This is a genomic window from Heyndrickxia ginsengihumi, from assembly GCF_011008565.1.
GTDB classification, from domain to species: Bacteria; Bacillota; Bacilli; order Bacillales; family Bacillaceae_C; genus Weizmannia; species Weizmannia ginsengihumi.
The window spans coordinates 21,309-45,603 of record NZ_JAAIWK010000023.1 but is presented as its reverse complement, the minus strand read 5'-3'; the positions used below and the strand labels follow the sequence as shown (position 1 = coordinate 45,603).

30 protein-coding genes and 1 other annotated feature are annotated in these 24,295 nt (G+C 38.1%); all 30 genes read left to right on the top strand.

Annotation, left to right across the window (positions count from 1 at the left end):
* Nucleotides 1-73: 73 nt before the first annotated feature.
* The 30 genes from sigH (at nt 74) to rplE (ending at nt 24,279) form a co-directional block, all read left to right on the top strand.
* The gene (sigH, locus tag G4D61_RS13530) at nt 74-724 is read left to right on the top strand and encodes an RNA polymerase sporulation sigma factor SigH (protein WP_025729869.1); all 651 of its coding nucleotides are present in this window, start codon (nt 74-76) and stop codon (nt 722-724) included.
* Between the two features lie 138 nt (nt 725-862).
* Nucleotides 863-1,009, top strand: coding sequence for a 50S ribosomal protein L33 (gene rpmG, locus G4D61_RS13525; protein ID WP_081750044.1), 147 nt, complete (start codon nt 863-865; stop codon nt 1,007-1,009).
* Between the two features lie 39 nt (nt 1,010-1,048).
* Complete coding sequence (secE, locus tag G4D61_RS13520) at nt 1,049-1,237, top strand: preprotein translocase subunit SecE (protein ID WP_025729868.1); 189 nt, start codon at nt 1,049-1,051, stop codon at nt 1,235-1,237.
* Nucleotides 1,238-1,388: 151 nt separating this feature from the next.
* Nucleotides 1,389-1,922: a transcription termination/antitermination protein NusG gene (gene nusG / locus G4D61_RS13515; RefSeq protein WP_025729867.1), complete on the top strand. Its 534-nt coding sequence runs from the start codon at nt 1,389-1,391 to the stop codon at nt 1,920-1,922.
* 171 nt (nt 1,923-2,093) lie between these two features.
* Nucleotides 2,094-2,519 (top strand): 50S ribosomal protein L11, encoded by a 426-nt coding sequence (gene rplK / locus G4D61_RS13510; RefSeq protein ID WP_025729865.1) that lies wholly within the window; start codon nt 2,094-2,096, stop codon nt 2,517-2,519.
* A gap of 110 nt (nt 2,520-2,629) precedes the next feature.
* Nucleotides 2,630-3,328 (top strand): 50S ribosomal protein L1, encoded by a 699-nt coding sequence (rplA, locus tag G4D61_RS13505; protein ID WP_025729863.1) that lies wholly within the window; start codon nt 2,630-2,632, stop codon nt 3,326-3,328.
* A gap of 45 nt (nt 3,329-3,373) precedes the next feature.
* Nucleotides 3,374-3,520, top strand: a sequence feature (ribosomal protein L10 leader region).
* A gap of 35 nt (nt 3,521-3,555) precedes the next feature.
* On the top strand, nt 3,556-4,056 hold the full coding sequence (rplJ, locus tag G4D61_RS13500) for a 50S ribosomal protein L10 (protein WP_035354116.1): 501 nt from the start codon (nt 3,556-3,558) through the stop codon (nt 4,054-4,056).
* Nucleotides 4,057-4,117: 61 nt separating this feature from the next.
* Complete coding sequence (rplL, locus tag G4D61_RS13495) at nt 4,118-4,483, top strand: 50S ribosomal protein L7/L12 (protein WP_025729859.1); 366 nt, start codon at nt 4,118-4,120, stop codon at nt 4,481-4,483.
* Between the two features lie 103 nt (nt 4,484-4,586).
* A complete protein-coding gene (locus G4D61_RS13490; RefSeq protein WP_025729857.1) occupies nt 4,587-5,189 on the top strand; it encodes a class I SAM-dependent methyltransferase in 603 nt (200 codons plus the stop codon).
* 237 nt (nt 5,190-5,426) lie between these two features.
* On the top strand, nt 5,427-8,987 hold the full coding sequence (gene rpoB, locus G4D61_RS13485) for a DNA-directed RNA polymerase subunit beta (RefSeq protein WP_025729854.1): 3,561 nt from the start codon (nt 5,427-5,429) through the stop codon (nt 8,985-8,987).
* Nucleotides 8,988-9,139: 152 nt separating this feature from the next.
* The gene (gene rpoC, locus G4D61_RS13480) at nt 9,140-12,733 is read left to right on the top strand and encodes a DNA-directed RNA polymerase subunit beta' (protein WP_025729852.1); all 3,594 of its coding nucleotides are present in this window, start codon (nt 9,140-9,142) and stop codon (nt 12,731-12,733) included.
* A gap of 146 nt (nt 12,734-12,879) precedes the next feature.
* A complete protein-coding gene (locus tag G4D61_RS13475; RefSeq protein ID WP_025729849.1) occupies nt 12,880-13,128 on the top strand; it encodes a 50S ribosomal protein L7ae-like protein in 249 nt (82 codons plus the stop codon).
* Between the two features lie 95 nt (nt 13,129-13,223).
* Entirely contained in the window at nt 13,224-13,643 is a 420-nt protein-coding gene (gene rpsL / locus G4D61_RS13470; RefSeq protein WP_025729846.1) for a 30S ribosomal protein S12, read from the top strand.
* Nucleotides 13,644-13,684: 41 nt separating this feature from the next.
* Nucleotides 13,685-14,155, top strand: coding sequence for a 30S ribosomal protein S7 (rpsG, locus tag G4D61_RS13465; protein ID WP_025729844.1), 471 nt, complete (start codon nt 13,685-13,687; stop codon nt 14,153-14,155).
* 46 nt (nt 14,156-14,201) lie between these two features.
* Entirely contained in the window at nt 14,202-16,280 is a 2,079-nt protein-coding gene (gene fusA / locus G4D61_RS13460) for an elongation factor G (protein WP_025729841.1), read from the top strand.
* A gap of 128 nt (nt 16,281-16,408) precedes the next feature.
* The gene (tuf, locus tag G4D61_RS13455; protein ID WP_025729839.1) at nt 16,409-17,596 is read left to right on the top strand and encodes an elongation factor Tu; all 1,188 of its coding nucleotides are present in this window, start codon (nt 16,409-16,411) and stop codon (nt 17,594-17,596) included.
* Between the two features lie 307 nt (nt 17,597-17,903).
* Entirely contained in the window at nt 17,904-18,212 is a 309-nt protein-coding gene (gene rpsJ / locus G4D61_RS13450) for a 30S ribosomal protein S10 (protein WP_025729837.1), read from the top strand.
* Between the two features lie 36 nt (nt 18,213-18,248).
* Entirely contained in the window at nt 18,249-18,878 is a 630-nt protein-coding gene (gene rplC, locus G4D61_RS13445; RefSeq protein ID WP_025729835.1) for a 50S ribosomal protein L3, read from the top strand.
* 27 nt (nt 18,879-18,905) lie between these two features.
* Nucleotides 18,906-19,529, top strand: coding sequence for a 50S ribosomal protein L4 (gene rplD / locus G4D61_RS13440; RefSeq protein WP_025729833.1), 624 nt, complete (start codon nt 18,906-18,908; stop codon nt 19,527-19,529).
* Complete coding sequence (gene rplW / locus G4D61_RS13435; RefSeq protein WP_025729831.1) at nt 19,529-19,813, top strand: 50S ribosomal protein L23; 285 nt, start codon at nt 19,529-19,531, stop codon at nt 19,811-19,813. The genes rplD and rplW overlap by 1 nt, the downstream gene beginning before the upstream one ends.
* A gap of 34 nt (nt 19,814-19,847) precedes the next feature.
* On the top strand, nt 19,848-20,678 hold the full coding sequence (gene rplB / locus G4D61_RS13430; protein ID WP_025729829.1) for a 50S ribosomal protein L2: 831 nt from the start codon (nt 19,848-19,850) through the stop codon (nt 20,676-20,678).
* Nucleotides 20,679-20,738: 60 nt separating this feature from the next.
* A complete protein-coding gene (rpsS, locus tag G4D61_RS13425) occupies nt 20,739-21,017 on the top strand; it encodes a 30S ribosomal protein S19 (protein ID WP_025729827.1) in 279 nt (92 codons plus the stop codon).
* An 18-nt stretch (nt 21,018-21,035) separates the two neighbouring features.
* Complete coding sequence (gene rplV / locus G4D61_RS13420; protein WP_025729825.1) at nt 21,036-21,377, top strand: 50S ribosomal protein L22; 342 nt, start codon at nt 21,036-21,038, stop codon at nt 21,375-21,377.
* 3 nt (nt 21,378-21,380) lie between these two features.
* The gene (gene rpsC, locus G4D61_RS13415; RefSeq protein ID WP_025729823.1) at nt 21,381-22,037 is read left to right on the top strand and encodes a 30S ribosomal protein S3; all 657 of its coding nucleotides are present in this window, start codon (nt 21,381-21,383) and stop codon (nt 22,035-22,037) included.
* Nucleotides 22,038-22,039: 2 nt separating this feature from the next.
* On the top strand, nt 22,040-22,474 hold the full coding sequence (gene rplP / locus G4D61_RS13410; RefSeq protein WP_025729822.1) for a 50S ribosomal protein L16: 435 nt from the start codon (nt 22,040-22,042) through the stop codon (nt 22,472-22,474).
* Nucleotides 22,464-22,667, top strand: coding sequence for a 50S ribosomal protein L29 (rpmC, locus tag G4D61_RS13405; RefSeq protein WP_025729820.1), 204 nt, complete (start codon nt 22,464-22,466; stop codon nt 22,665-22,667). Before rplP ends, rpmC begins: the two co-directional genes overlap by 11 nt.
* A 20-nt stretch (nt 22,668-22,687) precedes the next feature.
* Complete coding sequence (gene rpsQ / locus G4D61_RS13400) at nt 22,688-22,951, top strand: 30S ribosomal protein S17 (protein ID WP_025729818.1); 264 nt, start codon at nt 22,688-22,690, stop codon at nt 22,949-22,951.
* A 45-nt stretch (nt 22,952-22,996) separates the two neighbouring features.
* Complete coding sequence (gene rplN, locus G4D61_RS13395) at nt 22,997-23,365, top strand: 50S ribosomal protein L14 (protein ID WP_025729816.1); 369 nt, start codon at nt 22,997-22,999, stop codon at nt 23,363-23,365.
* Between the two features lie 36 nt (nt 23,366-23,401).
* On the top strand, nt 23,402-23,713 hold the full coding sequence (rplX, locus tag G4D61_RS13390; protein WP_025729814.1) for a 50S ribosomal protein L24: 312 nt from the start codon (nt 23,402-23,404) through the stop codon (nt 23,711-23,713).
* Between the two features lie 26 nt (nt 23,714-23,739).
* Nucleotides 23,740-24,279, top strand: a complete 540-nt coding sequence (gene rplE, locus G4D61_RS13385) for a 50S ribosomal protein L5 (protein ID WP_025729813.1) — start codon at nt 23,740-23,742, stop codon at nt 24,277-24,279.
* Nucleotides 24,280-24,295 lie beyond the last annotated feature (16 nt).

The window sequence follows — 24,295 nt, the reverse complement described above, 5'->3', positions numbered from 1 at the left end:
ATTGACGCTCAAAAATTCAGTAATGTATAATATTTCTATCTAATGCTTTTTTGAGAGGGCGGAGGGGATTTATGTGAACCTAAACACGGAGGTAACACATAGCGAAAAATATGGTACAGTAGAAGATGAAACACTAATTTTGTGGATTCATAATGGAGAGAGTGAAGCGTTAGATTTCCTCATTCAGAAATATCGTAACTTTGTGAGGGCAAAAGCGCGCTCATATTTTCTAATAGGTGCAGATCGTGAAGATATTGTACAAGAGGGAATGATTGGTTTGTACAAAGCCATTCGCGATTACAAAGGGGAAAAACTTACCTCTTTCAAAGCTTTTGCCGAGTTATGTATTACTCGACAAATTATTACCGCAATCAAAACTGCCACCCGTCAAAAACATATACCGCTCAATTCCTATATTTCCTTGGATAAGCCTATTTATGATGAAGATTCTGATCGTACTTTGATGGATATCATTACCGGAGCAAAGGTGTCTAATCCGGAAGAGTTATTGATTAATCGTGAAAAATATGTGAATATTGAGGGGAAGATTTCCGAACTATTAAGTGATTTAGAACGCAGAGTATTAGCATTGTATTTAGATGGTCAATCATATCAAGAGATTTCAGAGGAATTGAATCGCCATGTAAAATCAATTGACAACGCTTTACAAAGGGTAAAACGGAAGTTGGAGCGCTATCTAGAGAATAGAGAATTATCTTTATGAGTAGTCAGTCTGAGTAAACAACGAACGTTTAGTTTATACGATAGCCTATGTTGACAAAAGTTGTACAAGCGTGTTAAGTTGAAAAATGGAACTAAAATTCATTTTGTGTTTATAAAAAGTTTAAAAGATGGTGTTTACATGCAAAAGAAAGTGGCATTGGCCTGTTCACAATGCGGTTCAAGAAATTATACGACAGCCCGTAATGTAACGCAGTCTGAGCGAATAGAACTAAAGAAATTTTGCAAGTATTGCAATGCACATACAATCCACCGTGATACAAAATAGTAAGGATTTATTTTAGTTTTTGGTTGGAGGTTAAAAAACATGTCCATAACAAAATTTTTCCGTAACGTATCAACAGAAATGAGAAAGGTTAGTTGGCCGAAACGTAAAGAGCTTACTAACTATACGATTACGGTTGTTGTCACAGTTGTCTTTTTAGCTGTCTTTTTTCTTGTTGTTGACTTAGGTATTTCCGCATTAATTCGGTGGATTGCTGATTCAAAACAATAGTTTTTTATTTTATTCTTGAATAACATCTATTTATACATGGTATAATGGAGAAAATAAACAACGATTTTAACCCGGTTAACGGGTTTTTTCATTTGTTGAAAATTAAATTAATGAGCTCTAGCAGGGAGGGACGGACATAAAGTCCTTATTAATGGAAAAAAACTGGTATGTTGTTCATACTTATTCAGGCTATGAAAATAAAGTAAAAGCAAACTTAGAAAAACGTGTAGAATCAATGGGAATGCAGGACAAGATTTTTAGAGTTGTTGTTCCTGAAGAAGAAGAAGTAGAAGTAAAGAATGAAAAGAAAAAAGTAGTAAAACGCAAAGTATTTCCAGGATATGTGCTCGTTGAATTGGTGATGACAGATGATTCATGGTATGTAGTGAGAAACACACCTGGTGTTACAGGGTTTGTTGGTTCTTCGGGATCAGGTTCAAAACCATCTCCGCTACTTCCGGAAGAGATTAATGTTATTTTGAAAAGAATGGGACTTGAAGAGAAAAAGGCAGATACAAACTTTGAAGTTGGTGAGACGGTAACTGTAAAAGAAGGGCCGTTTGCAAACTTTGAGGGCAAAATTATTGAGATTGATCAAGATAAAGGTAGAGTGAAAGTAATGATCAACATGTTTGATAGAGAAACACCAGTTGATCTCGTTTTCGGGCAATTAGACAAAATATAATTTGAAATGGCTTGAAATCTATCGTTGTAAGTGATAATATGTTATAAGTCAGTATGTTCATCTGAACAGAGACTGAACAATAAAATTATCTTTATCGTAATAAAGATTTAGTTAAATGAGTGGGAGGGCTTGTCCCTATTACCACATCACGGACTTAAGGAGGTGTGTCTCGTGGCTAAAAAAGTAGTGAAAGTTGTAAAATTACAAATTCCTGCTGGTAAAGCAAATCCAGCTCCACCAGTTGGTCCTGCACTTGGTCAAGCTGGGGTAAACATCATGGGATTCTGTAAAGAATTTAACGCTCGTACTGCAGATCAAGCTGGTTTGATTATTCCTGTTGAAATTACGGTATTTGAAGACCGTTCATTTACATTTATCACAAAAACCCCACCTGCTGCAGTTTTACTTAAAAAAGCAGCTGGTATTGAGTCTGGATCTGGTGAACCAAATCGCAATAAAGTGGCAACTGTTAAACGCGACAAAGTACGTGAAATCGCTGAAACAAAAATGCCTGACCTTAATGCAGCTAGCGTTGAAGCAGCTATGCGCATGGTAGAAGGTACTGCACGTAGCATGGGAATCACAATCGAAGATTAATCCATGCTCATAATGGTTTCTGTCCGACGAGGTTGCGATGCTACTCTTGCTCGCAACCTTTTTCGTGGGAGGTTAATCCGTTAAAACCACATTCGAGGAGGAAAAATATAATGGCTAAAAAAGGAAAAAAATATATTGAAGCTTTAAAACTAGTTGATCGTTCTAAAGCTTATTCAGTACAAGAAGCAATTGAACTTGCTCAAAAAACAAGTTTTGCAAAATTCGATGCAACAATCGAAGTAGCATTTCGTTTAGGTGTTGACCCTAAGAAAGCAGACCAACAAATTCGTGGTGCTGTCGTTCTTCCAAACGGAACTGGTAAAACACAACGCGTTTTAGTATTTGCTAAAGGTGAAAAAGCGAAAGAAGCAGAAGCTGCAGGTGCTGACTATGTTGGTGATACAGATTATATTAACAAAATCAACCAAGGTTGGTTTGAATTTGATGTAATCGTTGCTACACCTGATATGATGGGTGAAGTTGGTAAACTAGGTCGTGTTTTAGGACCAAAAGGTTTAATGCCAAACCCTAAAACAGGTACTGTAACTTTCGATGTAACGAAAGCTATTAACGATATTAAAGCTGGTAAAGTTGAATACCGTGTAGACAAAGCTGGTAACGTACATGCTCCTATCGGTAAAACTTCATTTGATACTGAAAAATTAGTTGAAAACTTTACTACTCTATTTGAAACTTTAGCAAAAGCAAAACCATCTGCTGCTAAAGGTACTTACATGAAAAATATCAGCGTTACTTCTACAATGGGACCTGGAATTAAAGTAGACCCATCTTCATTCGCTGTAAAATAATATTGACATTTTAAAAGTGTCTTGATAAAATATATTTCGTTGTTAATTAAATAAACATTTGTACCGTAGACAGCAGGTGCTGAAAAGCTTAATTCCCTGCCGAGGTAATGCGTATAGATTGATTGTCTGTTTAGCAGACTTATGCATTGAGCCTCCATGTCTTCGCGATATGGGGGCTTTTAATTGGTATAAATGTTCATCAAGAATATCTATTAGGAGGTGTCAAGATGAGCAGTATCGTTGAACAAAAGAAACAAGTAGTTGATGAAATTGCTACTAAATTAAAATCTAGCGTTTCTACAGTAGTTGTTGACTACCGTGGTTTAAACGTTGCTGAAGTTACTGAACTTCGTAAGCAACTTCGTGAAGCAGGCGTTGAATTCAAAGTATATAAAAATACTATGACTCGCCGTGCTGCTGATTCAGTAGATCTTTCAGGTCTAAATGAAGTTTTAGTTGGTCCAAATGCAATTGCATTCAGTAATGAAGATGTTGTTGCTCCGGCAAAAATTTTAAATGACTTTGCTAAAAAACACGAAGCTTTAGAAATTAAAGCAGGTGTTATCGAAGGCAATGTTGCTTCTGCAGAAGATATTAAAGCTCTTGCTGATCTTCCATCACGTGAAGGATTGCTTTCTATGTTGCTTAGTGTTCTACAAGCACCAATTCGCAACTTTGCTCTTGCTGCAAAAGCTGTTGCAGATCAAAAAGAAGAGCAAGGCGCTTAATCTATCAGTACGTAATTTAAATTTCAGTTAGTATAAATAAAAATCTTAGGAGGATTTCAAAATGACTAAAGAACAAATCATTGAAGCTGTCAAAGAAATGACAGTTCTTGAATTAAACGATCTTGTTAAAGCAATTGAAGAAGAATTTGGCGTAACTGCTGCAGCTCCTGTTGCAGTTGTTGGCGGAGCAGCAGGTGGAGAAGCAGCTGCTGAAAAAACTGAATTTGATGTAATCCTAGCTAGCGCTGGAGATCAAAAAATCAAAGTTATCAAAGTGGTTCGTGAAATCACTGGTCTTGGACTTAAAGAAGCAAAAGAACTTGTTGATGGCGCTCCAAAACCGCTTAAAGAAGGCGTTGCTAAAGAAGAAGCTGAAGAAATCAAAGCTAAACTTGAAGAAGTTGGAGCTGGCGTAGAAGTTAAGTAATATTGCCTTAGAAAAGCCCGCTATTTTGGCGGGCTTTTTTGCAACTAATATTTAAACTCCTATATTTTTACCTCAAACCTCTAATAAGAAAGAGGCGTAGCATATGACCGAACATTACTATTCGAAACATCCAGAAGTTGAAAGCAAACCGATGTCATGGGACTTTATATTGAGAGGTCATTCATTTCATTTCCGTACTGATCAAGGGGTTTTTTCAAAAAATGAAGTTGACTTTGGATCTAGGGTGTTAGTGGAGAAGATTCAACTCCCAGAAATTAATGGTCCGATTCTTGATATGGGTTGTGGGTATGGACCAATCGGTTTAGCGTTAGCAAAATCTTTTCCGGAAAGAACAATTCATATGGTTGATGTGAATGAGAGGGCCGTGGATTTGGCTAAACAAAACGCTTCATACAACGGCCTTTCTAATGTTCTTATTTACCAAAGTAATATTTATGAACATGTCAGTGAAAATCATTTTTCATTAATTGTTACAAACCCGCCGATTCGTGCCGGAAAAAAAGTTGTCCATGAAATTTTTGAAAAAAGCTACCAGCACCTTGTATTGGGTGGGGAATTATGGATTGTTATTCAAAAGAAACAAGGAGCACCATCTGCAAAAGCAAAACTAGAAAGTATCTTTGCTGAGGTGGAATTGGTAGGAAAAGAAAAAGGATATTATATTTATAAAGCGAAAAAGAGTTGACTCACATCTAACCATGTGTTAAAATCATAAAATGCCAATATCATATTTTCCATAATCCAATTTAATTTTATTTTGTCAAGTATATATTTTGGATTTAATGGAAAATACTTATAAAATAATAGCTCGTCATGCGATATTGTGGTTTTTAGTAAAAAACCCTTTTTCTTTTTGTCTCATGCCTGAAGGATTTTGGACTTAAAGACGCAAACAAAACGCTTGATTTGAGGGGTGAATCAGTTGTCACATCAACTAGTTCAGTATGGACGGCACCGCCAACGTAGAAGTTATGCGCGTATTAGTGAAATATTAGAATTACCAAACTTAATCGAGATTCAAACAGCTTCATACCAATGGTTCCTTGATGAAGGTTTACGAGAAATGTTTCAAGATATTTCTCCAATTGAGGATTTTGCTGGTAACTTATCTTTAGAATTTATCGATTATAGTCTTGGTGAGCCTAAATATTCTATAGATGAATGCAAAGAGCGTGATGTTACATATGCTGCTCCACTTCGCGTAAAAGTTCGTCTTGTGAATAAAGAGACTGGTGAAGTAAAAGACCAGGATGTTTTTATGGGTGATTTCCCGTTAATGACTGAAACAGGAACATTCATTATTAACGGTGCTGAGCGTGTTATTGTATCTCAGTTAGTACGTTCACCAAGTGTTTACTTCAATAAAAAAATGGATAAAAACGGTAAATTCGGTTTTACTGCTACTGTAATTCCGAACCGTGGAGCATGGCTTGAATATGAAACAGATGCTAAAGATGTAGTGTATGTTCGTATTGACCGTACAAGAAAGCTTCCTGTAACCGTTCTTCTTAGAGCACTTGGGTTTGGTTCTGATCAAGAGATAATTGATCTAATCGGTGATAATGAGTATCTTCGAAATACACTAGAAAAAGACAATACTGAAGGAACTGAAAAGGCCTTACTAGAGATATATGAAAGATTGCGTCCAGGTGAACCACCAACCGTAGAAAACGCAAAAAGTCTATTGATTTCACGTTTCTTCGATCCAAAACGCTACGATTTGGCAAATGTTGGTCGTTATAAAATAAACAAAAAACTTCATATGAAGTTTCGTCTTTTCGGACAACGTCTTGCTGAAACTTTAGCAGATCCGGAAACGGGAGAAATTATTGCTGAAGAAGGAACAGTTTTAGATCGTCGAACTCTTGATAAAATTTTACCTAACCTTGAAAGTGGATTAGGTTTCAAAACATATCAGCAAGTTGGAGGAGTTGTAGAAGAAGATGTTGTTCTGCAATCCATTAAAATTTATGCTCCAATTGATGATAATGAAAAAGTAATAAATGTAATCGGAAACGCTTATGTTGATGAAGAAATTAAACATATTACGCCTGCAGATATTGTAGCGTCTATCAGTTATTTCTTTGATTTATTGTACGGTGTTGGTGACACTGATGACATTGACCATCTTGGAAACCGCCGCTTACGTTCTGTTGGTGAATTATTACAAAACCAATTCCGTATCGGTTTGTCTCGGATGGAACGGGTAGTACGTGAAAGAATGTCTATCCAAGATGTAAATACAATCACACCGCAACAATTAATTAATATTCGTCCTGTCATTGCGGCTATTAAAGAGTTCTTTGGAAGCTCTCAGTTGTCACAATTTATGGACCAAACAAATCCGTTAGCAGAATTAACGCATAAGCGTCGTTTATCTGCATTAGGACCTGGTGGTTTAACACGTGAACGTGCAGGTATGGAAGTTCGTGACGTTCACTATTCTCACTATGGCCGTATGTGTCCTATCGAAACTCCTGAGGGACCTAACATTGGGCTAATTAACTCGTTATCAACGTATGCAAAGGTAAACCGTTTTGGTTTCATTGAAACACCGTATCGTCGTGTTGATCCTGAAACAGGACGTGTTACTGAGCATATTGATTATTTAACTGCAGACGAAGAAGACAATTACGTTGTTGCTCAAGCGAATGCAATTTTGGATGATGAAGGATATTTCGCTGAGGAAGAAGTTTACGCTCGCTTTAGAGGTGAAAACATTGTAGTTAAAACAGATCGCGTTGATTATATGGACGTATCACCTAAACAAGTAGTATCTGCCGCTACAGCTTGTATCCCATTCCTTGAAAACGACGACTCAAACCGTGCGTTAATGGGAGCGAACATGCAACGTCAAGCTGTTCCACTTATGAAACCATCTGCGCCGATTGTTGGTACTGGAATGGAATATGTTTCTGCCAAAGATTCAGGTGCGGCTTTAATTTGTAAACATAATGGTATTGTAGAACATGTTGAAGCTCGTGAGATTTGGGTACGCCGTATTCAAGAAGTAGATGGCCAAGAAATTCAAGGTGATCTTGATAAATATCGACTACAAAAGTTTAAACGTTCAAATAATGGTATGTGTATTAACCAACGTCCAATTGTTCAAAAAGGTGACCGTGTAACAAAAGGCGAAATTCTTGCCGATGGTCAATCTATGGACCAAGGGGAATTAGCGTTAGGTCAAAACGTTTTAGTTGCCTTTATGACATGGGATGGTTATAACTATGAAGATGCCATCATTATGAGTGAAAAACTTGTAAAAGAAGATGTTTACACTTCTATTCATATTGAAGAGTATGAATCTGAGGCACGTGATACTAAGCTAGGACCTGAAGAAATGACACGCGATATTCCAAATGTCGGTGAAGATGCGCTACGTAATCTAGACGAAAGAGGAATCATTCGTGTTGGTGCGGAAGTTAAAGATGGCGATTTACTTGTTGGTAAAGTAACACCAAAAGGCGTAACAGAATTAACTGCTGAAGAACGTCTATTACATGCTATCTTTGGTGAAAAAGCACGCGAAGTCCGTGATACTTCTCTACGTGTTCCACACGGCGGGGGCGGTATCGTCTTAGATGTCAAAGTATTTACTCGTGAAGCTGGTGATGAATTACCACCAGGTGTTAATCAGCTTGTACGTGTATATATTGTACAAAAACGTAAAATCCATCAAGGGGATAAAATGGCGGGTCGTCACGGAAATAAAGGGGTTATCTCCCGTATTCTTCCTGAAGAAGATATGCCATTTATGCCAGATGGTACACCAGTTCAAATTATGTTAAACCCATTAGGCGTGCCATCTCGTATGAACATCGGGCAAGTACTCGAATTACATTTAGGTATGGCTGCAAGACAACTTGGACTCCGTGTCGCAACACCAGTATTTGATGGTGCACGTGAGGAAGATGTTTGGGAAACAATTGAAGAAGCTGGTATGGCCCGTGATGCCAAGACGATTCTATATGATGGACGTACTGGTGAACCGTTCGATAACCGTGTGTCAGTTGGTATTATGTACATGATTAAATTGGCTCACATGGTTGATGATAAACTTCATGCTCGTTCAACGGGACCTTACTCACTTGTTACACAACAACCGCTTGGTGGTAAAGCACAATTCGGTGGGCAACGTTTTGGAGAAATGGAGGTATGGGCACTGGAAGCTTATGGTGCTGCATACACATTACAGGAAATCCTTACTGTTAAGTCAGATGACGTTGTAGGCCGTGTGAAAACTTACGAAGCGATTGTTAAGGGCGAAAATGTCCCTGAACCAGGTGTTCCTGAATCATTCAAAGTATTGATTAAAGAACTACAAAGTTTAGGCCTTGATGTTAAAATCTTGTCAAGTGATGATGAAGAAATTGAGATGCGTGATTTAGAGGATGAAGATGATCTAAATCAAGCTGATACTTTAAATATTGCTCCAGAAACTAAGGAAGAACCAGAAGAAATAGGTGCATCAAAGGAATAGTATCTAGAAGCTAGATGGAACAGAAATGAGAGGTCATGGGTCGGATGGTAAAACACATTTTCATGTTATATCCGTACGTATTGACTTCTATTTCTGTTCTTCTAGAAGCTGTTTTAAGGTAATAACCTAAAGACTAAAGGGAGGTAGGCCCCTTGCTAGATGTAAATAATTTTGAATATATGAAAATAGGTCTCGCTTCACCAGATAAAATCCGTTCTTGGTCATATGGTGAAGTAAAAAAACCTGAGACGATTAATTACCGTACATTAAAGCCTGAAAAAGATGGTCTTTTCTGTGAACGTATTTTTGGTCCAACAAAAGATTGGGAATGTCATTGTGGAAAATATAAGCGTGTTCGTTATAAAGGTGTTGTCTGCGACCGCTGTGGTGTAGAAGTTACGAGAGCAAAAGTACGTCGTGAAAGAATGGGTCACATTGAATTAGCTGCACCAGTATCACATATTTGGTACTTTAAAGGGATACCTAGCCGCATGGGACTTGTGCTAGATATGTCTCCACGTGCATTAGAGGAAGTAATTTATTTCGCTTCTTATGTTGTTACTGAAACAGGTGATACTTCACTAGAAAAGAAACAATTACTTTCAGAAAAAGAATATCGTGCGTACCGCGAAAAATACGGTAATAAATTCCAAGCAGGAATGGGTGCTGAAGCGATTAAGAAACTTCTCCAAGACGTCGATGTCAATAAAGAAGTAGAAATGTTAAAAGAAGAACTAAAATCAGCACAAGGGCAACGCCGTACTCGTGCAATTAAACGTTTGGAAGTGTTAGAAGCATTCCGTAATTCCGGAAATAATCCAGATTGGATGATTCTAGATGTTCTTCCTGTTATACCGCCTGAATTACGTCCAATGGTTCAATTGGAAGGTGGAAGATTTGCTACTTCTGACTTGAATGATTTATACCGTCGTGTTATTAACCGTAACAACCGTTTAAAACGATTGTTAGATCTTGGTGCTCCAAGTATCATTGTTCAAAACGAAAAACGTATGCTACAAGAAGCTGTAGATGCGTTGATTGATAATGGTCGCCGTGGCCGTCCTGTAACTGGACCAGGTAACCGTCCATTAAAATCACTATCTCATATGCTGAAAGGTAAACAAGGTCGATTCCGTCAAAACTTGTTAGGTAAACGTGTTGACTACTCTGGCCGTTCTGTTATCGTTGTAGGACCAAACTTAAAAATGTATCAATGTGGTCTGCCGCGTGAAATGGCAATTGAATTGTTCAAACCTTTTGTTATGAAAGAGCTAGTTGAAAAAGGTTTAGCTCACAATATTAAGAGTGCTAAACGTAAAATCGAACGTTTACAGCCGGAAATTTGGGATGTCCTAGAAGAAGTTATTAAGGAACACCCAGTATTACTTAACCGTGCACCGACTTTGCATAGATTAGGGATTCAAGCTTTTGAACCAACGCTTGTTGAAGGACGCGCTATTCGCCTTCATCCACTTGTATGTACAGCATACAACGCGGACTTTGATGGTGACCAAATGGCTGTCCACGTTCCATTATCAGCAGAAGCTCAAGCTGAAGCACGTATGTTGATGTTAGCAGCGCAAAACATTCTAAATCCGAAAGATGGTAAACCAGTTGTTACACCATCTCAAGATATGGTATTAGGTAACTATTATCTTACTTTAGAACGTGAAGATGCTGTAGGTGAAGGATCAATATTTAATAATGTGAATGAAGTGCATCTTGCTTATCAAAATGGTTATGTTCATTTCCATACGCGTATTGCGATTAAAGCTGGTTCTCTAAATAATCCAACATTTACAGAAAAACAAAATGAACAATTATTAATTACAACTGCTGGTAAAGTTATTTTTAACGAAATTTTGCCAAAAAGCTTCCCGTATATCAACGAGCCAACAAAATCGAATCTGGAAGAAAAAACACCAGAAAAGTATTTTGTTGATCCGACTGTTGATGTAAAAGAGTATATTAAAAAACAACCGCTTAATAAGCCGTTTGTTAAAGGATTCCTAGGAAGCATCATTGCTGAAGTGTTCAAACGATTTAAGATTACTGAAACTTCTAAGATGCTTGACCGCTTGAAAGATCTAGGGTTCAAATATTCTACTAAAGCAGGTATTACTGTTGGGGTAGCAGATATTGTTGTATTAGGAGAAAAAGAAGAAATCCTTCATGAAGCGCAAATTAAAGTTGATAAGGTCATGAAACAGTTTAGACGTGGTCTTATTACTGAAGATGAACGTTACGACAGAGTCATTTCTATTTGGAGTGCTGCTAAAGACACGATCCAAGGTAAGCTAATGGCTTCTCTCGATAAACGGAACCCAATCTTTATGATGAGTGACTCAGGAGCCCGTGGTAACGCCTCAAACTTTACCCAGCTTGCTGGTATGCGTGGTCTGATGGCCAACCCAGCTGGTCGTATTATTGAGTTGCCAATTAAATCAAGTTTCCGTGAAGGCTTAACTGTACAAGAGTACTTTATTTCGACACATGGTGCCCGTAAAGGTCTTGCCGATACAGCCCTTAAAACAGCTGACTCTGGTTACTTGACACGTCGTCTCGTTGATGTAGCACAAGATGTTATCATCCGTGAAGATGATTGTGGTACAGATAGAGGATTGCTAATTAGTGCACTTAAAGAAGGAAATGAAATCATTGAATCTCTTGAAGAACGCTTAATTGGCAGATATTCAAGAAAAACAATTAAACATCCTGAAACTGGTGAGATTCTTGTAGAAGAGAATGGTTTCATCAACGAAGATGTTGCGAAAGAAATTGTAGATGCCGGTTATGAAAAAGTTTGGATTCGTTCAGCGTTTACATGTAACACTCGTCATGGTGTGTGTAAGAAATGTTATGGACGTAATTTAGCTACAGGTCAAGAAGTTGAAGTAGGTGAAGCAGTTGGTATTATTGCTGCTCAATCTATCGGTGAACCTGGTACACAGTTAACAATGCGTACATTCCATACTGGTGGAGTAGCAGGAGACGATATTACACAAGGTCTTCCTCGTATCCAAGAGTTGTTTGAAGCAAGAAATCCAAAAGGTCAAGCGGTGATCTCTGAGGTTGATGGTGTTGTAACATCCATTAGTGAAGGTCGTGACCGCCAATACGAAATCGTAATTCAAGGTGCAGTTGAGACACGCACATATACAGCACCTTACACGTCACGATTAAAAGTGGCAGTTGACAGCCATGTTGTTAGAGGTCAAGAATTAACTGAAGGTTCAATTGATCCTAAAGACTTGCTACGTGTAACAGACGTTAAAACTGTTCAAGAATACTTGCTTCATGAAGTGCAAAAGGTTTATCGTATGCAAGGGGTTGAAATCGGTGATAAACATATTGAAGTAATGGTACGTCAAATGCTTCGCAAAGTCCGAGTACTTGACGCTGGAGATACTGATGTATTGCCGGGATCATTACTTGATATTCACCAATTTACCGAAGCAAACGAAAGAGCTTTGATTGAAGGTAACCAACCAGCAACTGGCCGACCAATTCTATTGGGTATTACAAAAGCATCCTTAGAAACAGATTCATTCTTATCAGCTGCATCATTCCAAGAAACAACACGTGTGTTGACAGATGCTGCTATTAAGGGTAAACGCGATGAACTTCTAGGATTAAAAGAAAATGTTATTATCGGTAAACTTGTTCCAGCAGGTACTGGTATGACACGTTATCGTAAAGCCCAAACAGAAGTTGTTAAAACAGAAGAAGAAGTACCAGTTGATTAATAAAATCATTTCTATGTGCCGGTATTAGTATCGGCACATAGAAATATTAAATTTTAAGAAGATGGATGTTGACTTTGAATTTTTAAAATGATAATATATTCAAGGTGCTCCTATCAATTACCTGTATACTTTGGAGGATGTTAAATATGTCTTATGAAAAAGTAACTCAGGCTAAAGAAATTATTGTAGGGACAAAACAAACAGTAAAAGCTCTTAAGGCGAGTAAAGTAAATGAACTTCTTGTTGCTGAAGATGCTGACCCAGCAATAACTAGTAAAGTTGTGAATATCGCTCAAGAGTTTCATATACCAGTTACTTATGTTGATTCTATGAAACAACTTGGTAAGACATGTGGTATTGAAGTTGGAGCTGCAACTGTTGCACTTATTTATTAAACATTTTTGCGGTATACACTGCAAAAATATGTTTTTACATTTAAATGAACCACCTGGATGTGTGGACTTAAATTATTCGAAGGGAGGAAAAGTAGATGCCTACTATCAATCAATTAGTGCGCAAACCTCGTAAATCTAAAATCGAGAAATCAAAATCACCTGCGCTTAACAAAGGTTACAACAGTTTCAAAAAAATCAACACAGATCTATCTTCACCTCAAAAACGTGGAGTATGTACTCGTGTAGGTACAATGACACCGAAAAAACCGAACTCAGCACTTCGTAAATATGCTCGTGTTCGTTTAACAAATGGAATCGAAGTAACAGCTTATATCCCAGGTATCGGACACAACTTACAAGAGCACAGTGTTGTTCTTATTCGTGGTGGACGTGTAAAAGACTTACCAGGGGTACGTTACCATATCGTTCGTGGTGCATTAGATACAGCTGGTGTTGATAACCGTCAACAAGGTCGTTCTAAATACGGTACTAAAAAACCTAAAGAAAAAAAATAATAACTTAAATTATAAGACTTATTGAAAGGAGGATCTCATACATGCCACGTAAAGGACCTGTTGCAAAAAGAGACGTATTACCGGATCCTATTTATAATTCAAAATTGGTAACACGTTTGATTAACAAAATGATGATTGATGGTAAGAGAGGTAAATCTCAAACTATCCTTTATTCTTCATTTGATATTATCCGTGAACGTACGGGTAAAGATCCTATGGAAGTATTTGATCAAGCTTTAAAAAATATTATGCCTGTACTTGAAGTAAGAGCTCGCCGTGTTGGTGGTGCTAACTATCAAGTTCCAGTTGAAGTGCGCCCTGAACGTCGTACGACTTTAGGACTTCGCTGGTTAGTAAACTATGCAAGACTTCGCGGTGAAAAAACAATGGAAGAACGCCTAGCTAATGAAATTTTAGATGCTGCTAACAATACAGGTGCTTCTGTTAAAAAACGTGAAGACACTCATAAAATGGCTGAAGCAAACAAAGCATTTGCTCACTATCGTTGGTAATAATTTTATACTCCTAAAATCTAGTTAAAGGAAGGAGAAATACGAGATGCCAAGAGAGTTCTCCTTAGAAAACACTCGTAATATCGGTATCATGGCTCACATTGATGCTGGTAAAACTACAACTACTGAGCGTATCCTTTACTACACTGGTCGTATTCATAAGATCGGTGAAACTCATGAAGGTGCGTCTCAAATGGACTGGATGGCACAAGAGCAAGAGCGTGGTATCACAATCACATCTGCTGCAACAACTGCACAATGGAACAACCATCGTGTAAACATTATCGATACTCCAGGGCACGTAGACTTCACTGTTGAAGTAGAACGTTCTCTTCGTGTATTAGATGGTGCTGTAGCAGTTCTAGATGCACAATCTGGTGTAGAGCCACAAACTGAAACAGTTTGGCGACAAGCTACAACATACGGGGTTCCTCGTATTGTGTTTGTAAATAAAATGGATAAAATCGGTGCAGACTTTTTATATTCTGTAAATACTATCCATGATCGTCTACAAGCAAACGCTCATGCAATTCAATTACCAATTGGTGCTGAAGATAATTTCGAAGGTATCATTGACTTAATTGAAATGAAAGCAACATTCTATGGTAATGACTTAGGTACAGATATCGAAGTTCGTGATATTCCTGAAGAATACAAAGATCAAGCAGATGAGTACCGTGAAAAACTAATTGAAGCAGTTGCTGAACTTGATGAAGAATTAATGGAAAAATACCTTGGTGGCGAAGAAATTTCTAAAGAAGAATTAAAAGCTGCTATTCGTAAGAGTACCATTAATGTTGAATTCTTCCCTGTTCTTTGTGGGTCTGCGTTCAAAAACAAAGGTGTTCAATTAATGCTTGATGCTGTTATTGATTACCTCCCATCACCATTAGATGTACCAGCAATTAAAGGTACTATTCCTGGTTCAGATGAAGAAGTAACACGTCCTTCAAGCGATGATGAACCATTCTCTGCGTTAGCGTTTAAAGTTATGACTGACCCATTTGTTGGGAAGTTAACATTCTTCCGTGTATATTCAGGAACTTTAAGTTCAGGATCTTATGTACAAAACTCAACAAAAGGCAAACGTGAACGTGTAGGTCGTATTCTTCAAATGCACGCGAACCACCGTAATGAAATTTCTGAAGTTTACGCTGGAGACATCGCTGCTGCAGTAGGTTTAAAAGATACAACTACAGGTGATACTCTATGTGATGAGAAAAACCTTGTAATCCTAGAGTCTATGGAATTCCCTGAACCTGTAATTCAATTGTCTGTTGAACCTAAATCTAAAGCAGACCAAGATAAGATGACAACAGCTCTTCAAAAATTACAAGAAGAGGATCCAACATTCCGTGCTCATACTGACCAAGAAACAGGTCAAACAATCATTGCTGGTATGGGTGAACTTCACCTTGATATTATCGTTGACCGTATGAAACGTGAATTCAAAGTTGAAGCCAATGTTGGTGCTCCACAAGTTGCTTACCGTGAAACTTTCCGTAAGTCTGCACAAGTTCAAGGTAAGTTCGCTCGTCAATCTGGTGGACGCGGACAATACGGTGACGTTTGGATTGAATTCACTCCAAATGAAGAAGGAAAAGGTTTTGAATTCGAAAATGCAATTGTCGGTGGTGTAGTTCCACGTGAATACATCCCAGCTGTACAAGCTGGTCTTGAAGATGCACTTCAACGTGGGGTACTAGCTGGTTATCCATTAGTTGATATCAAAGCTAAACTTTATGACGGTTCTTACCATGATGTCGATTCAAGTGAAATGGCGTTTAAAATTGCTGCTTCATTAGCACTTAAAAATGCTGCTTCAAAATGTGATCCAGTTCTATTAGAACCTGTTATGAGAGTTGAAGTTGTTATCCCTGAAGAATACTTAGGCGATATCATGGGACAAATTACAGCTCGTCGTGGCCGTGTAGAAGGTATGGAAGCTCGCGGTAATGCTCAAGTTGTTCGTGCGTTTGTTCCACTTTCTGAAATGTTTGGTTATGCTACTGCACTTCGTTCAAGCACACAAGGTCGTGGTGTATTCACTATGCACTTTGATCACTATGAAGAAGTACCAAAAGCAATTTCAGAAGAAATTATCAAAAAAAATAAAGGCGAATAATTGATTTATTCGCTTTAATACAGTATAACTACTACTATAATGGTATGTCGCTTTAAAGTTGGTAATGCCACTTTAAAGCTTCTAATATACTTAAAAATCTAATTTAACATATTAAGGAGGATTTCCTAATGGCTAAAGAAAAATTCGATCGTTCAAAAGAACATGCTAACATTGGAACAATCGGTCACGTTGACCATGGTAAAACTACTTTAACAGCTGCTATCACAACTGTTTTATCTAAATCAGGTAAAGCTGAAGCTCGTGCATATGATCAAATCGACGGTGCACCAGAAGAACGTGAGCGTGGTATCACAATTAATACTGCACACGTTGAGTATGAAACTGAAAAACGCCACTATGCACACGTTGACTGCCCAGGACATGCTGACTACGTTAAAAACATGATCACTGGTGCTGCACAAATGGACGGAGCTATCTTAGTAGTTTCTGCTGCTGATGGTCCAATGCCACAAACTCGTGAACATATCCTTCTTTCTCGTCAAGTAGGTGTTCCTTACATCGTTGTATTCTTAAACAAATGCGACATGGTAGACGACGAAGAATTACTTGAATTAGTAGAAATGGAAGTTCGTGACTTACTTTCTGAATATGATTTCCCAGGAGATGATATTCCTGTAATTAAAGGTTCTGCTCTTAAAGCTCTTGAAGGCGATGCAGAATGGGAAGCTAAAATCATCGAACTTATGGATGCTGTTGATGAATACATTCCAACTCCACAACGTGAAACTGATAAACCATTCATGATGCCAGTTGAAGACGTGTTCTCAATTACTGGACGTGGTACTGTTGCTACAGGTCGTGTTGAACGTGGACAACTTAAAGTTGGTGACGTTGTTGAAATCATCGGTCTTTCTGAAGAACCTGCTTCAACAACTGTAACTGGTGTTGAAATGTTCCGTAAACTTCTTGACTATGCAGAAGCTGGTGACAACATTGGAGCTCTTCTCCGTGGGGTTGCTCGTGAAGATGTACAACGTGGTCAAGTATTGGCTAAACCAGGTTCAATTACACCACATACAAAATTTAAAGCACAAGTTTACGTTCTTTCTAAAGAAGAAGGTGGACGTCATACTCCATTCTTCTCTAACTATCGTCCACAATTCTATTTCCGTACTACTGATGTAACTGGAATCATCCAATTACCAGAAGGTGTTGAAATGGTAATGCCTGGAGATAACATTGAAATGACTGTGGAACTTATTTCTCCAATCGCTATCGAAGAAGGAACTAAGTTCTCAATCCGTGAAGGTGGACGTACTGTAGGTGCTGGATCAGTATCTTCAATCGAAAAATAATCTTCATGATTAATAAGAAAAAGAGCAGTTGGTCTTCCAATTGCTCTTTTTTGGTTTTTATTTCTTTTTTGTAAAACTTGATGTATTGGTATTAAATATGTATAATAGAAAAAGTGTTGAAAAACCAATTAAATATTATATACGTGTTGCATTTCATGGGCGATATGTGTATAATAGATGATGTTGGTCTTTGACTGCGATGAAGTGGAAGGTTGCTGACACACCCGGCCGCTTTGCCATGGCGCGTGTGTAGGAAATTTCCATGGAGAATGTCTATTATAAAATAGGCGATAAAGGAGGGAAAATAATGGCAAAACAAAAAATTCGCATTCGTTTAAAAGCATATGATCATAGAATTCTTGATCAATCAGCAGAAAAAATTGTTGAAACAGCTAAAAGATCTGGTGCTAGTGTTTCTGGTCCGATCCCACTACCAACAGAAAAATCTGTTTACACAATTCTTCGTGCGGTTCATAAATACAAAGATTCTCGTGAACAATTTGAAATGCGCACACATAAACGCCTAATTGATATTGTGAATCCTACACCACAAACTGTAGATTCATTAATGCGTTTAGATTTACCATCTGGCGTTGACATTGAAATTAAACTTTAATAAACATATTTGATAATATATTAGGAGGTGTGACTCGTGACCAAAGGAATCTTAGGAAGAAAAATCGGTATGACACAAGTATTCGCTGAAAATGGTGATCTTATTCCAGTTACTGTTATTGAAGCAGCGCCAAACGTTGTTCTTCAAAAGAAAACTGCTGAAACAGATGGCTATGAAGCGATCCAACTTGGTTTTTCAGATAAACGCGATAAATTAGCAAACAAGCCTGAAAAAGGTCATGTTGCAAAAGCCAATACTGCTCCTAAGCGCTTCATTCGTGAATTTAACGGAGTAAACACTGGTGATTTTGAAATTGGTCAAGAAGTCAAAGTAGATATTTTTGCGGAAGGTGACATCGTAGACGTTACTGGAATCTCTAAAGGTAAAGGATTCCAAGGCGTAATTAAACGTCATGGTCAATCTCGTGGTCCAATGGCCCACGGTTCTCGTTACCATCGTCGTCCTGGTTCAATGGGACCTGTAGCGCCAAACCGTGTATTTAAGCAAAAAGCATTACCTGGACGTACTGGAGGAGAAAGAATTACAATTCAAAACCTTCAAATCGTTAAAGTTGATGCAGAACGCAATCTACTTTTAGTAAAAGGGAACGTTCCTGGTCCTAAAAAATCAATGGTTATCGTGAAATCAGCGATTAAAGCACAATAATATTTATTCAGAAAGGAGGAAACAGGAATGCCAAAAGTTGCTCTATACAATCAAACCGGATCAAAAGTTGGTGAAGTAGAACTTAACGATTCAGTGTTTGGTATTGAACCTAATAACCATGTTGTATTTGAAGCAGTCGTTATGCAAAGAGCTTCACTTCGTCAAGGAACACATAAAGTAAAAGGTCGCTCAGAAGTACGTGGCGGTGGTCGTAAACCATGGCGTCAAAAAGGTACAGGTCGTGCCCGTCAAGGTTCTATCCGTTCTCCACAATGGCGTGGTGGTGGTACTGTATTTGGTCCTGTTCCACGTAGCTATAGCTATAAATTACCTAAAAAAGTACGTCGTTTAGCAATTAAATCTGCGTTATCTTCTAAAGTACAAGAAGAAAGCATTTTAGTACTAGATGCATTAAACTTCAATGCTCCAAAAACAAAAGAATTTGTTGCAGTTCTTAAAAATCTATCTGTAAATAAGAAAGCTCTTGTTGTAACAGATGGTTTAGATGAAAATGTTGCACTTTCTGCTCGTAATATACCTGGAGTAACTGTTGTTGAAGCTAACGGTATTAATGTTTTAGATGTAGTAAGTCATGACCATTTAATTATGACTAAAGCTGCTGTTGAAAAAGTAGAGGAGGTGCTTGGATAATGGAAGCTCGTGATATCATTAAGCGCCCCGTAATTACTGAACGTTCTATGCAAGTTGTTGCCGATAAAAAATACACATTCGAAGTTGATGTTAAAGCGAACAAAACGCAAGTAAAAGACGCAATCGAAGAAGTATTTGGTGTAAAAGTTGCAAAAGTAAACATTGCAAATTACAAAGGCAAACTTAAACGCATGGGTCGTTTTGCAGGTTACACTAACAAGCGCCGTAAAGCTATTGTTACTTTAACTGCTGATAGCAAAGAAATTGAAATCTTTGAACTTTAATTAGTATAATTTCAACGAAAGAGGAGGGAAAAAAATGGCGATCAAAAAGTATAAACCAACCTCTAATGGACGTCGCGGTATGACAGCTTTAGATTTCGAAGAAATTACTACTAGTAAACCTGAGAAATCTTTATTAGCTCCACTAAGCAAAAAAGCCGGACGTAATAACCAAGGTAAGTTAACTGTTCGTCATCAAGGTGGCGGTCATAAGCGCCAATACCGTATTATCGATTTCAAACGCGATAAAGATGGTATACCAGGACGCGTTGCTACAATTGAGTATGATCCAAACCGTTCATCTAACATCGCTTTAATCCATTACTTAGATGGAGAAAAACGATACATTATTGCACCAAAGAATTTAAAAGTTGGCATGGAAATCATGTCAGGTCCAGAAGCTGATATTAAAGTAGGTAACGCATTACCACTAGCAAATATTCCAGTTGGTACTGTTATCCACAATATCGAATTAAAACCTGGTAAAGGTGGACAATTAATTCGTTCAGCTGGTACTTCTGCGCAAGTGCTTGGTAAAGAAGGCAAATACGTATTAGTACGTCTAAACTCTGGTGAAGTCCGCATGATTCTTGCTACTTGCCGTGCTACAATCGGTCAAGTTGGTAATGAACAACATGAACTAGTGAACATCGGTAAAGCTGGTCGTTCTCGTTGGTTAGGTATCCGCCCAACAGTTCGTGGTTCTGTAATGAACCCTAATGATCACCCACACGGTGGTGGTGAAGGACGCGCTCCAATCGGACGTAAATCACCAATGTCTCCTTGGGGTAAACCAACTCTTGGATACAAAACTCGTAAGAAAAAGAACAAATCAGATAAATTTATCGTACGTCGTCGTAAAAAATAATGCGGTTGAACTACGGTTCAAAATAAGGACCGTAGCGCAATCACGAAGGGAGGTTCGACCATGGGTCGCAGCTTAAAAAAAGGGCCTTTTGTTGATGATCATTTAATGGTAAAGGTTGAAAAATTAAATGCAGATAACAAAAAGCAAGTAATTAAAACTTGGTCACGTCGTTCAACGATTTTCCCAGCATTTGTTGGACATACAATTGCTGTTTATGATGGTCGCAAGCATGTACCTGTATATGTTACAGAAGATATGGTAGGCCACAAACTTGGTGAATTTGCACCAACACGTACTTATAAAGGTCACGCTAGTGACGATAAGAAAACAAGACGCTAATGAGAGGAGGGCATTTCAATGCAAGCAAAAGCTGTTGCAAGAACAGTTCGTATTGCTCCTCGTAAAGCACGACTAGTTGTTGATCTAATTCGAGGAAAGCAAGCAGGCGAAGCAATTTCAATCTTAAAATACACTCCAAAAGCTGCTTCACCAGTCATTGAAAAAGTATTAAAATCTGCTATCGCAAATGCAGAACATAATTACGATATGGATATTAACAGTCTTGTTGTTACACAGGCTTATGTAAATGAAGGTCCAACACTGAAACGTTTCCGTCCACGTGCACAAGGCCGCGCAAGCCAAATCAACAAACGTACTAGTCATATTACTATCGTAGTATCAGATCAGAAGGAGGGATAATTTGTGGGTCAAAAAGTAAATCCAATCGGTTTGCGGATCGGTGTTATTCGTGACTGGGAATCTAAATGGTACGCTGAAAAAGACTATGCAGATCTTTTACACGAAGACATTAAAATCCGCGAATATATCGCAAAACGATTATCAGACGCTTCTGTTTCTGGCGTAGAAATCGAACGTGCTGCAAATCGTGTAAATATTACTATTCGTACTGCGAAACCAGGTATGGTTATTGGTAAAGGCGGTACTGAAGTCGAAGCATTACGTAAAGCATTAAACGAATTAACTGGTAAAAGAGTTCATATCAATATCGTTGAAATTAAAAAGGCTGATATTGATGCGAAATTAGTAGCTGAAAACATTGCACGTCAATTGGAAAACCGTGTATCTTTCCGCCGTGCTCAAAAACAAGCAATTCAACGTGCAATGCGCGCTGGTGCTAAAGGTATTAAAACACAAGTTTCAGGTCGTCTAGGTGGCGCTGATATCGCTCGTGCTGAACATTATAGTGAAGGAACTGTACCTCTTCATACTTTACGTGCTGACATTGATTATGCACATGCAGAAGCTGACACAACATACGGTAAGCTTGGTGTTAAAGTATGGATCTATCGTGGAGAAGTTCTTCCAACTAAGAAAAAAACTGAGGAAGGGGGAAACTAATCATGTTGTTACCTAAACGTGTAAAATACCGTCGTGAACATCGTGGGAAAATGCGTGGGCAATCAAAAGGTGGTACAGAAGTAAGCTTCGGAGAATTCGGTCTTCAAGCTTTAGAAGCTTCTTGGATTACAAACCGTCAAATTGAAGCTGCTCGTATCGCTATGACACGTTATATGAAACGTGGCGGTAAAGTATGGATTAAAATTTTCCCTCACAAACCTTATACTGCAAAACCTCTTGAAGTCCGCATGGGTTCTGGTAAAGGTGCTCCTGAAGGATGGGTAGCAGTAGTAAAACCTGGTAAAATTTTATTTGAAATTGCTGGAGTATCTGAAGAAGTTGCACGTGAAGCACTTCGTCTTGCAGCACACAAACTTCCTATTAAATGTAAGTTTGTAAAACGTGAAGAAATTGGTGGTGATTCTAATGAAAGCTAATGAAATCCGTGATTTAACCACTGCCGAAATTGAACAAAAAGTCAAATCACTGAAGGAAGAGTTATTCAACCTTCGCTTCCAGTTAGCTACTGGTCAATTAGAAAATACAGCCCGCATTCGTGAAGTACGTAAATCGATTGCTCGTATGAAAACTGTTATTCGTGAAAGAGAAATTGGTATTAACAATCGATAATGGGAGGAGGTTTGCGATAAATGAGTGAACGCAACCAACGAAAAGTTTATACAGGTCGTGTCGTATCAGATAAAATGGACAAAACGATTACTGTACTTGTTGAAACTTACAAGAAACATTCTCTATACGGTAAACGCGTAAAGTACTCTAAGAAATTTAAAGCTCATGATGAAAATAATGAAGCAAGAGTAGGCGATATCGTAAGCATTATGGAAACTCGTCCATTATCTGCGACAAAACGTTTCCGTCTTGTTGAAATCGTTGAAAAAGCAGTTATTATTTAATATATCGGTTCGGATTGATGTTTATTCCGAAGGGAGGTAAACGTAATGATACAACAAGAAACTCGTTTGAAAGTAGCTGACAACTCTGGTGCTAGAGAAGTGCTTACAATCAAAGTATTAGGTGGATCTGGACGTAAAACAGCTAATATTGGCGATGTTATCGTTGCTACTGTGAAACAAGCAACACCAGGAGGCGTTGTTAAAAAAGGTGACGTTGTGAAAGCTGTTGTAGTACGTACTAAGAGTGGTGTACGTCGTACAGATGGTTCATATATTCGTTTCGATGAAAATGCTTGCGTCATTATTCGTGATGACAAGAGTCCTCGTGGAACACGTATTTTCGGACCTGTTGCTCGTGAACTACGTAACAACAATTTCATGAAGATCGTATCGTTAGCTCCGGAAGTTCTTTAATAAAAAATGATTTGTTGTTAAGGAGGTGCGATGAAGATGCATGTAAAAAAAGGCGATAAAGTTATGGTTATTTCAGGTAAAGATAAAGGCAAAACAGGAACTATCCTTGCAGCTTTTCCTAAAAAAGACCGTGTAATTGTTGAAGGTGTGAACGTTGTGAAAAAACATTCAAAACCTTCTCAAGCGAATCCACAAGGTGGAATTTTCGATAAAGAAGCACCAATTCACGTATCTAATGTAATGGTAGTTGACCCGAAAACAAATGAGCCAACTCGTATTGGATATCAAGTAGTTGATGGCAAAAAAGTGCGTGTAGCAAAAAAATCTGGTGAAGTTTTAGATAAATAGTTTTTTGATGAAGGGAGGTACACGACATGAACCGCCTAAAGGAAAAATATGTTAACGAAATTGTTCCTGCTTTAATGAACAAGTTTAACTATAAATCAGTTATGCAAGTACCAAAAATCGATAAGATTGTTATCAACATGGGTGTTGGTGACGCTGTACAAAATTCTAAAGTATTAGATAACGCAGTTGAAGAATTAACACTTATCGCTGGTCAAAAACCAGTAGTAACTAGAGCAAAAAATTCTATCGCTGGTTTCCGCCTTCGTGAAGGTATGCCAATCGGTACAAAAGTTACTCTTCGTGGTGAACACATGTATGAGTTTCTTGACAAACTTATTTCTGTTTCACTTCCACGTGTTCGTGACTTCCACGGCGTATCGAAGAAATCATTCGATGGACGTGGTAACTACACAATGGGAATTAAAGAACAATTGATTTTCCCTGAAATTGATTATGATAAAGTTAGCAAAGTTCGTGGTATGGATATCGTTATTGTTACAACTGCAAACACTGACGAAGAATCTCGTGAATTGTTAACACAACTCGGAATGCCATTCCAAAAATAATAGCTGTGTGCTAAAT

Coding starts and splice junctions, on each gene's coding strand:
- rpmG (WP_081750044.1), top strand. CDS start 863: ATGCAAAAGAAAGTGGCATTGGCCTGTTCACAATGCGGTTCAAGAAAT.
- secE (WP_025729868.1), top strand. CDS start 1,049: ATGTCCATAACAAAATTTTTCCGTAACGTATCAACAGAAATGAGAAAG.
- nusG (WP_025729867.1), top strand. CDS start 1,389: ATGGAAAAAAACTGGTATGTTGTTCATACTTATTCAGGCTATGAAAAT.
- rplA (WP_025729863.1), top strand. CDS start 2,630: ATGGCTAAAAAAGGAAAAAAATATATTGAAGCTTTAAAACTAGTTGAT.
- rplJ (WP_035354116.1), top strand. CDS start 3,556: ATGAGCAGTATCGTTGAACAAAAGAAACAAGTAGTTGATGAAATTGCT.
- rplL (WP_025729859.1), top strand. CDS start 4,118: ATGACTAAAGAACAAATCATTGAAGCTGTCAAAGAAATGACAGTTCTT.
- G4D61_RS13490 (WP_025729857.1), top strand. CDS start 4,587: ATGACCGAACATTACTATTCGAAACATCCAGAAGTTGAAAGCAAACCG.
- G4D61_RS13475 (WP_025729849.1), top strand. CDS start 12,880: ATGTCTTATGAAAAAGTAACTCAGGCTAAAGAAATTATTGTAGGGACA.
- rpsL (WP_025729846.1), top strand. CDS start 13,224: ATGCCTACTATCAATCAATTAGTGCGCAAACCTCGTAAATCTAAAATC.
- rpsG (WP_025729844.1), top strand. CDS start 13,685: ATGCCACGTAAAGGACCTGTTGCAAAAAGAGACGTATTACCGGATCCT.
- fusA (WP_025729841.1), top strand. CDS start 14,202: ATGCCAAGAGAGTTCTCCTTAGAAAACACTCGTAATATCGGTATCATG.
- tuf (WP_025729839.1), top strand. CDS start 16,409: ATGGCTAAAGAAAAATTCGATCGTTCAAAAGAACATGCTAACATTGGA.
- rpsJ (WP_025729837.1), top strand. CDS start 17,904: ATGGCAAAACAAAAAATTCGCATTCGTTTAAAAGCATATGATCATAGA.
- rplD (WP_025729833.1), top strand. CDS start 18,906: ATGCCAAAAGTTGCTCTATACAATCAAACCGGATCAAAAGTTGGTGAA.
- rplW (WP_025729831.1), top strand. CDS start 19,529: ATGGAAGCTCGTGATATCATTAAGCGCCCCGTAATTACTGAACGTTCT.
- rplB (WP_025729829.1), top strand. CDS start 19,848: ATGGCGATCAAAAAGTATAAACCAACCTCTAATGGACGTCGCGGTATG.
- rpsS (WP_025729827.1), top strand. CDS start 20,739: ATGGGTCGCAGCTTAAAAAAAGGGCCTTTTGTTGATGATCATTTAATG.
- rplV (WP_025729825.1), top strand. CDS start 21,036: ATGCAAGCAAAAGCTGTTGCAAGAACAGTTCGTATTGCTCCTCGTAAA.
- rplP (WP_025729822.1), top strand. CDS start 22,040: ATGTTGTTACCTAAACGTGTAAAATACCGTCGTGAACATCGTGGGAAA.
- rpmC (WP_025729820.1), top strand. CDS start 22,464: ATGAAAGCTAATGAAATCCGTGATTTAACCACTGCCGAAATTGAACAA.
- rpsQ (WP_025729818.1), top strand. CDS start 22,688: ATGAGTGAACGCAACCAACGAAAAGTTTATACAGGTCGTGTCGTATCA.
- rplN (WP_025729816.1), top strand. CDS start 22,997: ATGATACAACAAGAAACTCGTTTGAAAGTAGCTGACAACTCTGGTGCT.
- rplX (WP_025729814.1), top strand. CDS start 23,402: ATGCATGTAAAAAAAGGCGATAAAGTTATGGTTATTTCAGGTAAAGAT.
- rplE (WP_025729813.1), top strand. CDS start 23,740: ATGAACCGCCTAAAGGAAAAATATGTTAACGAAATTGTTCCTGCTTTA.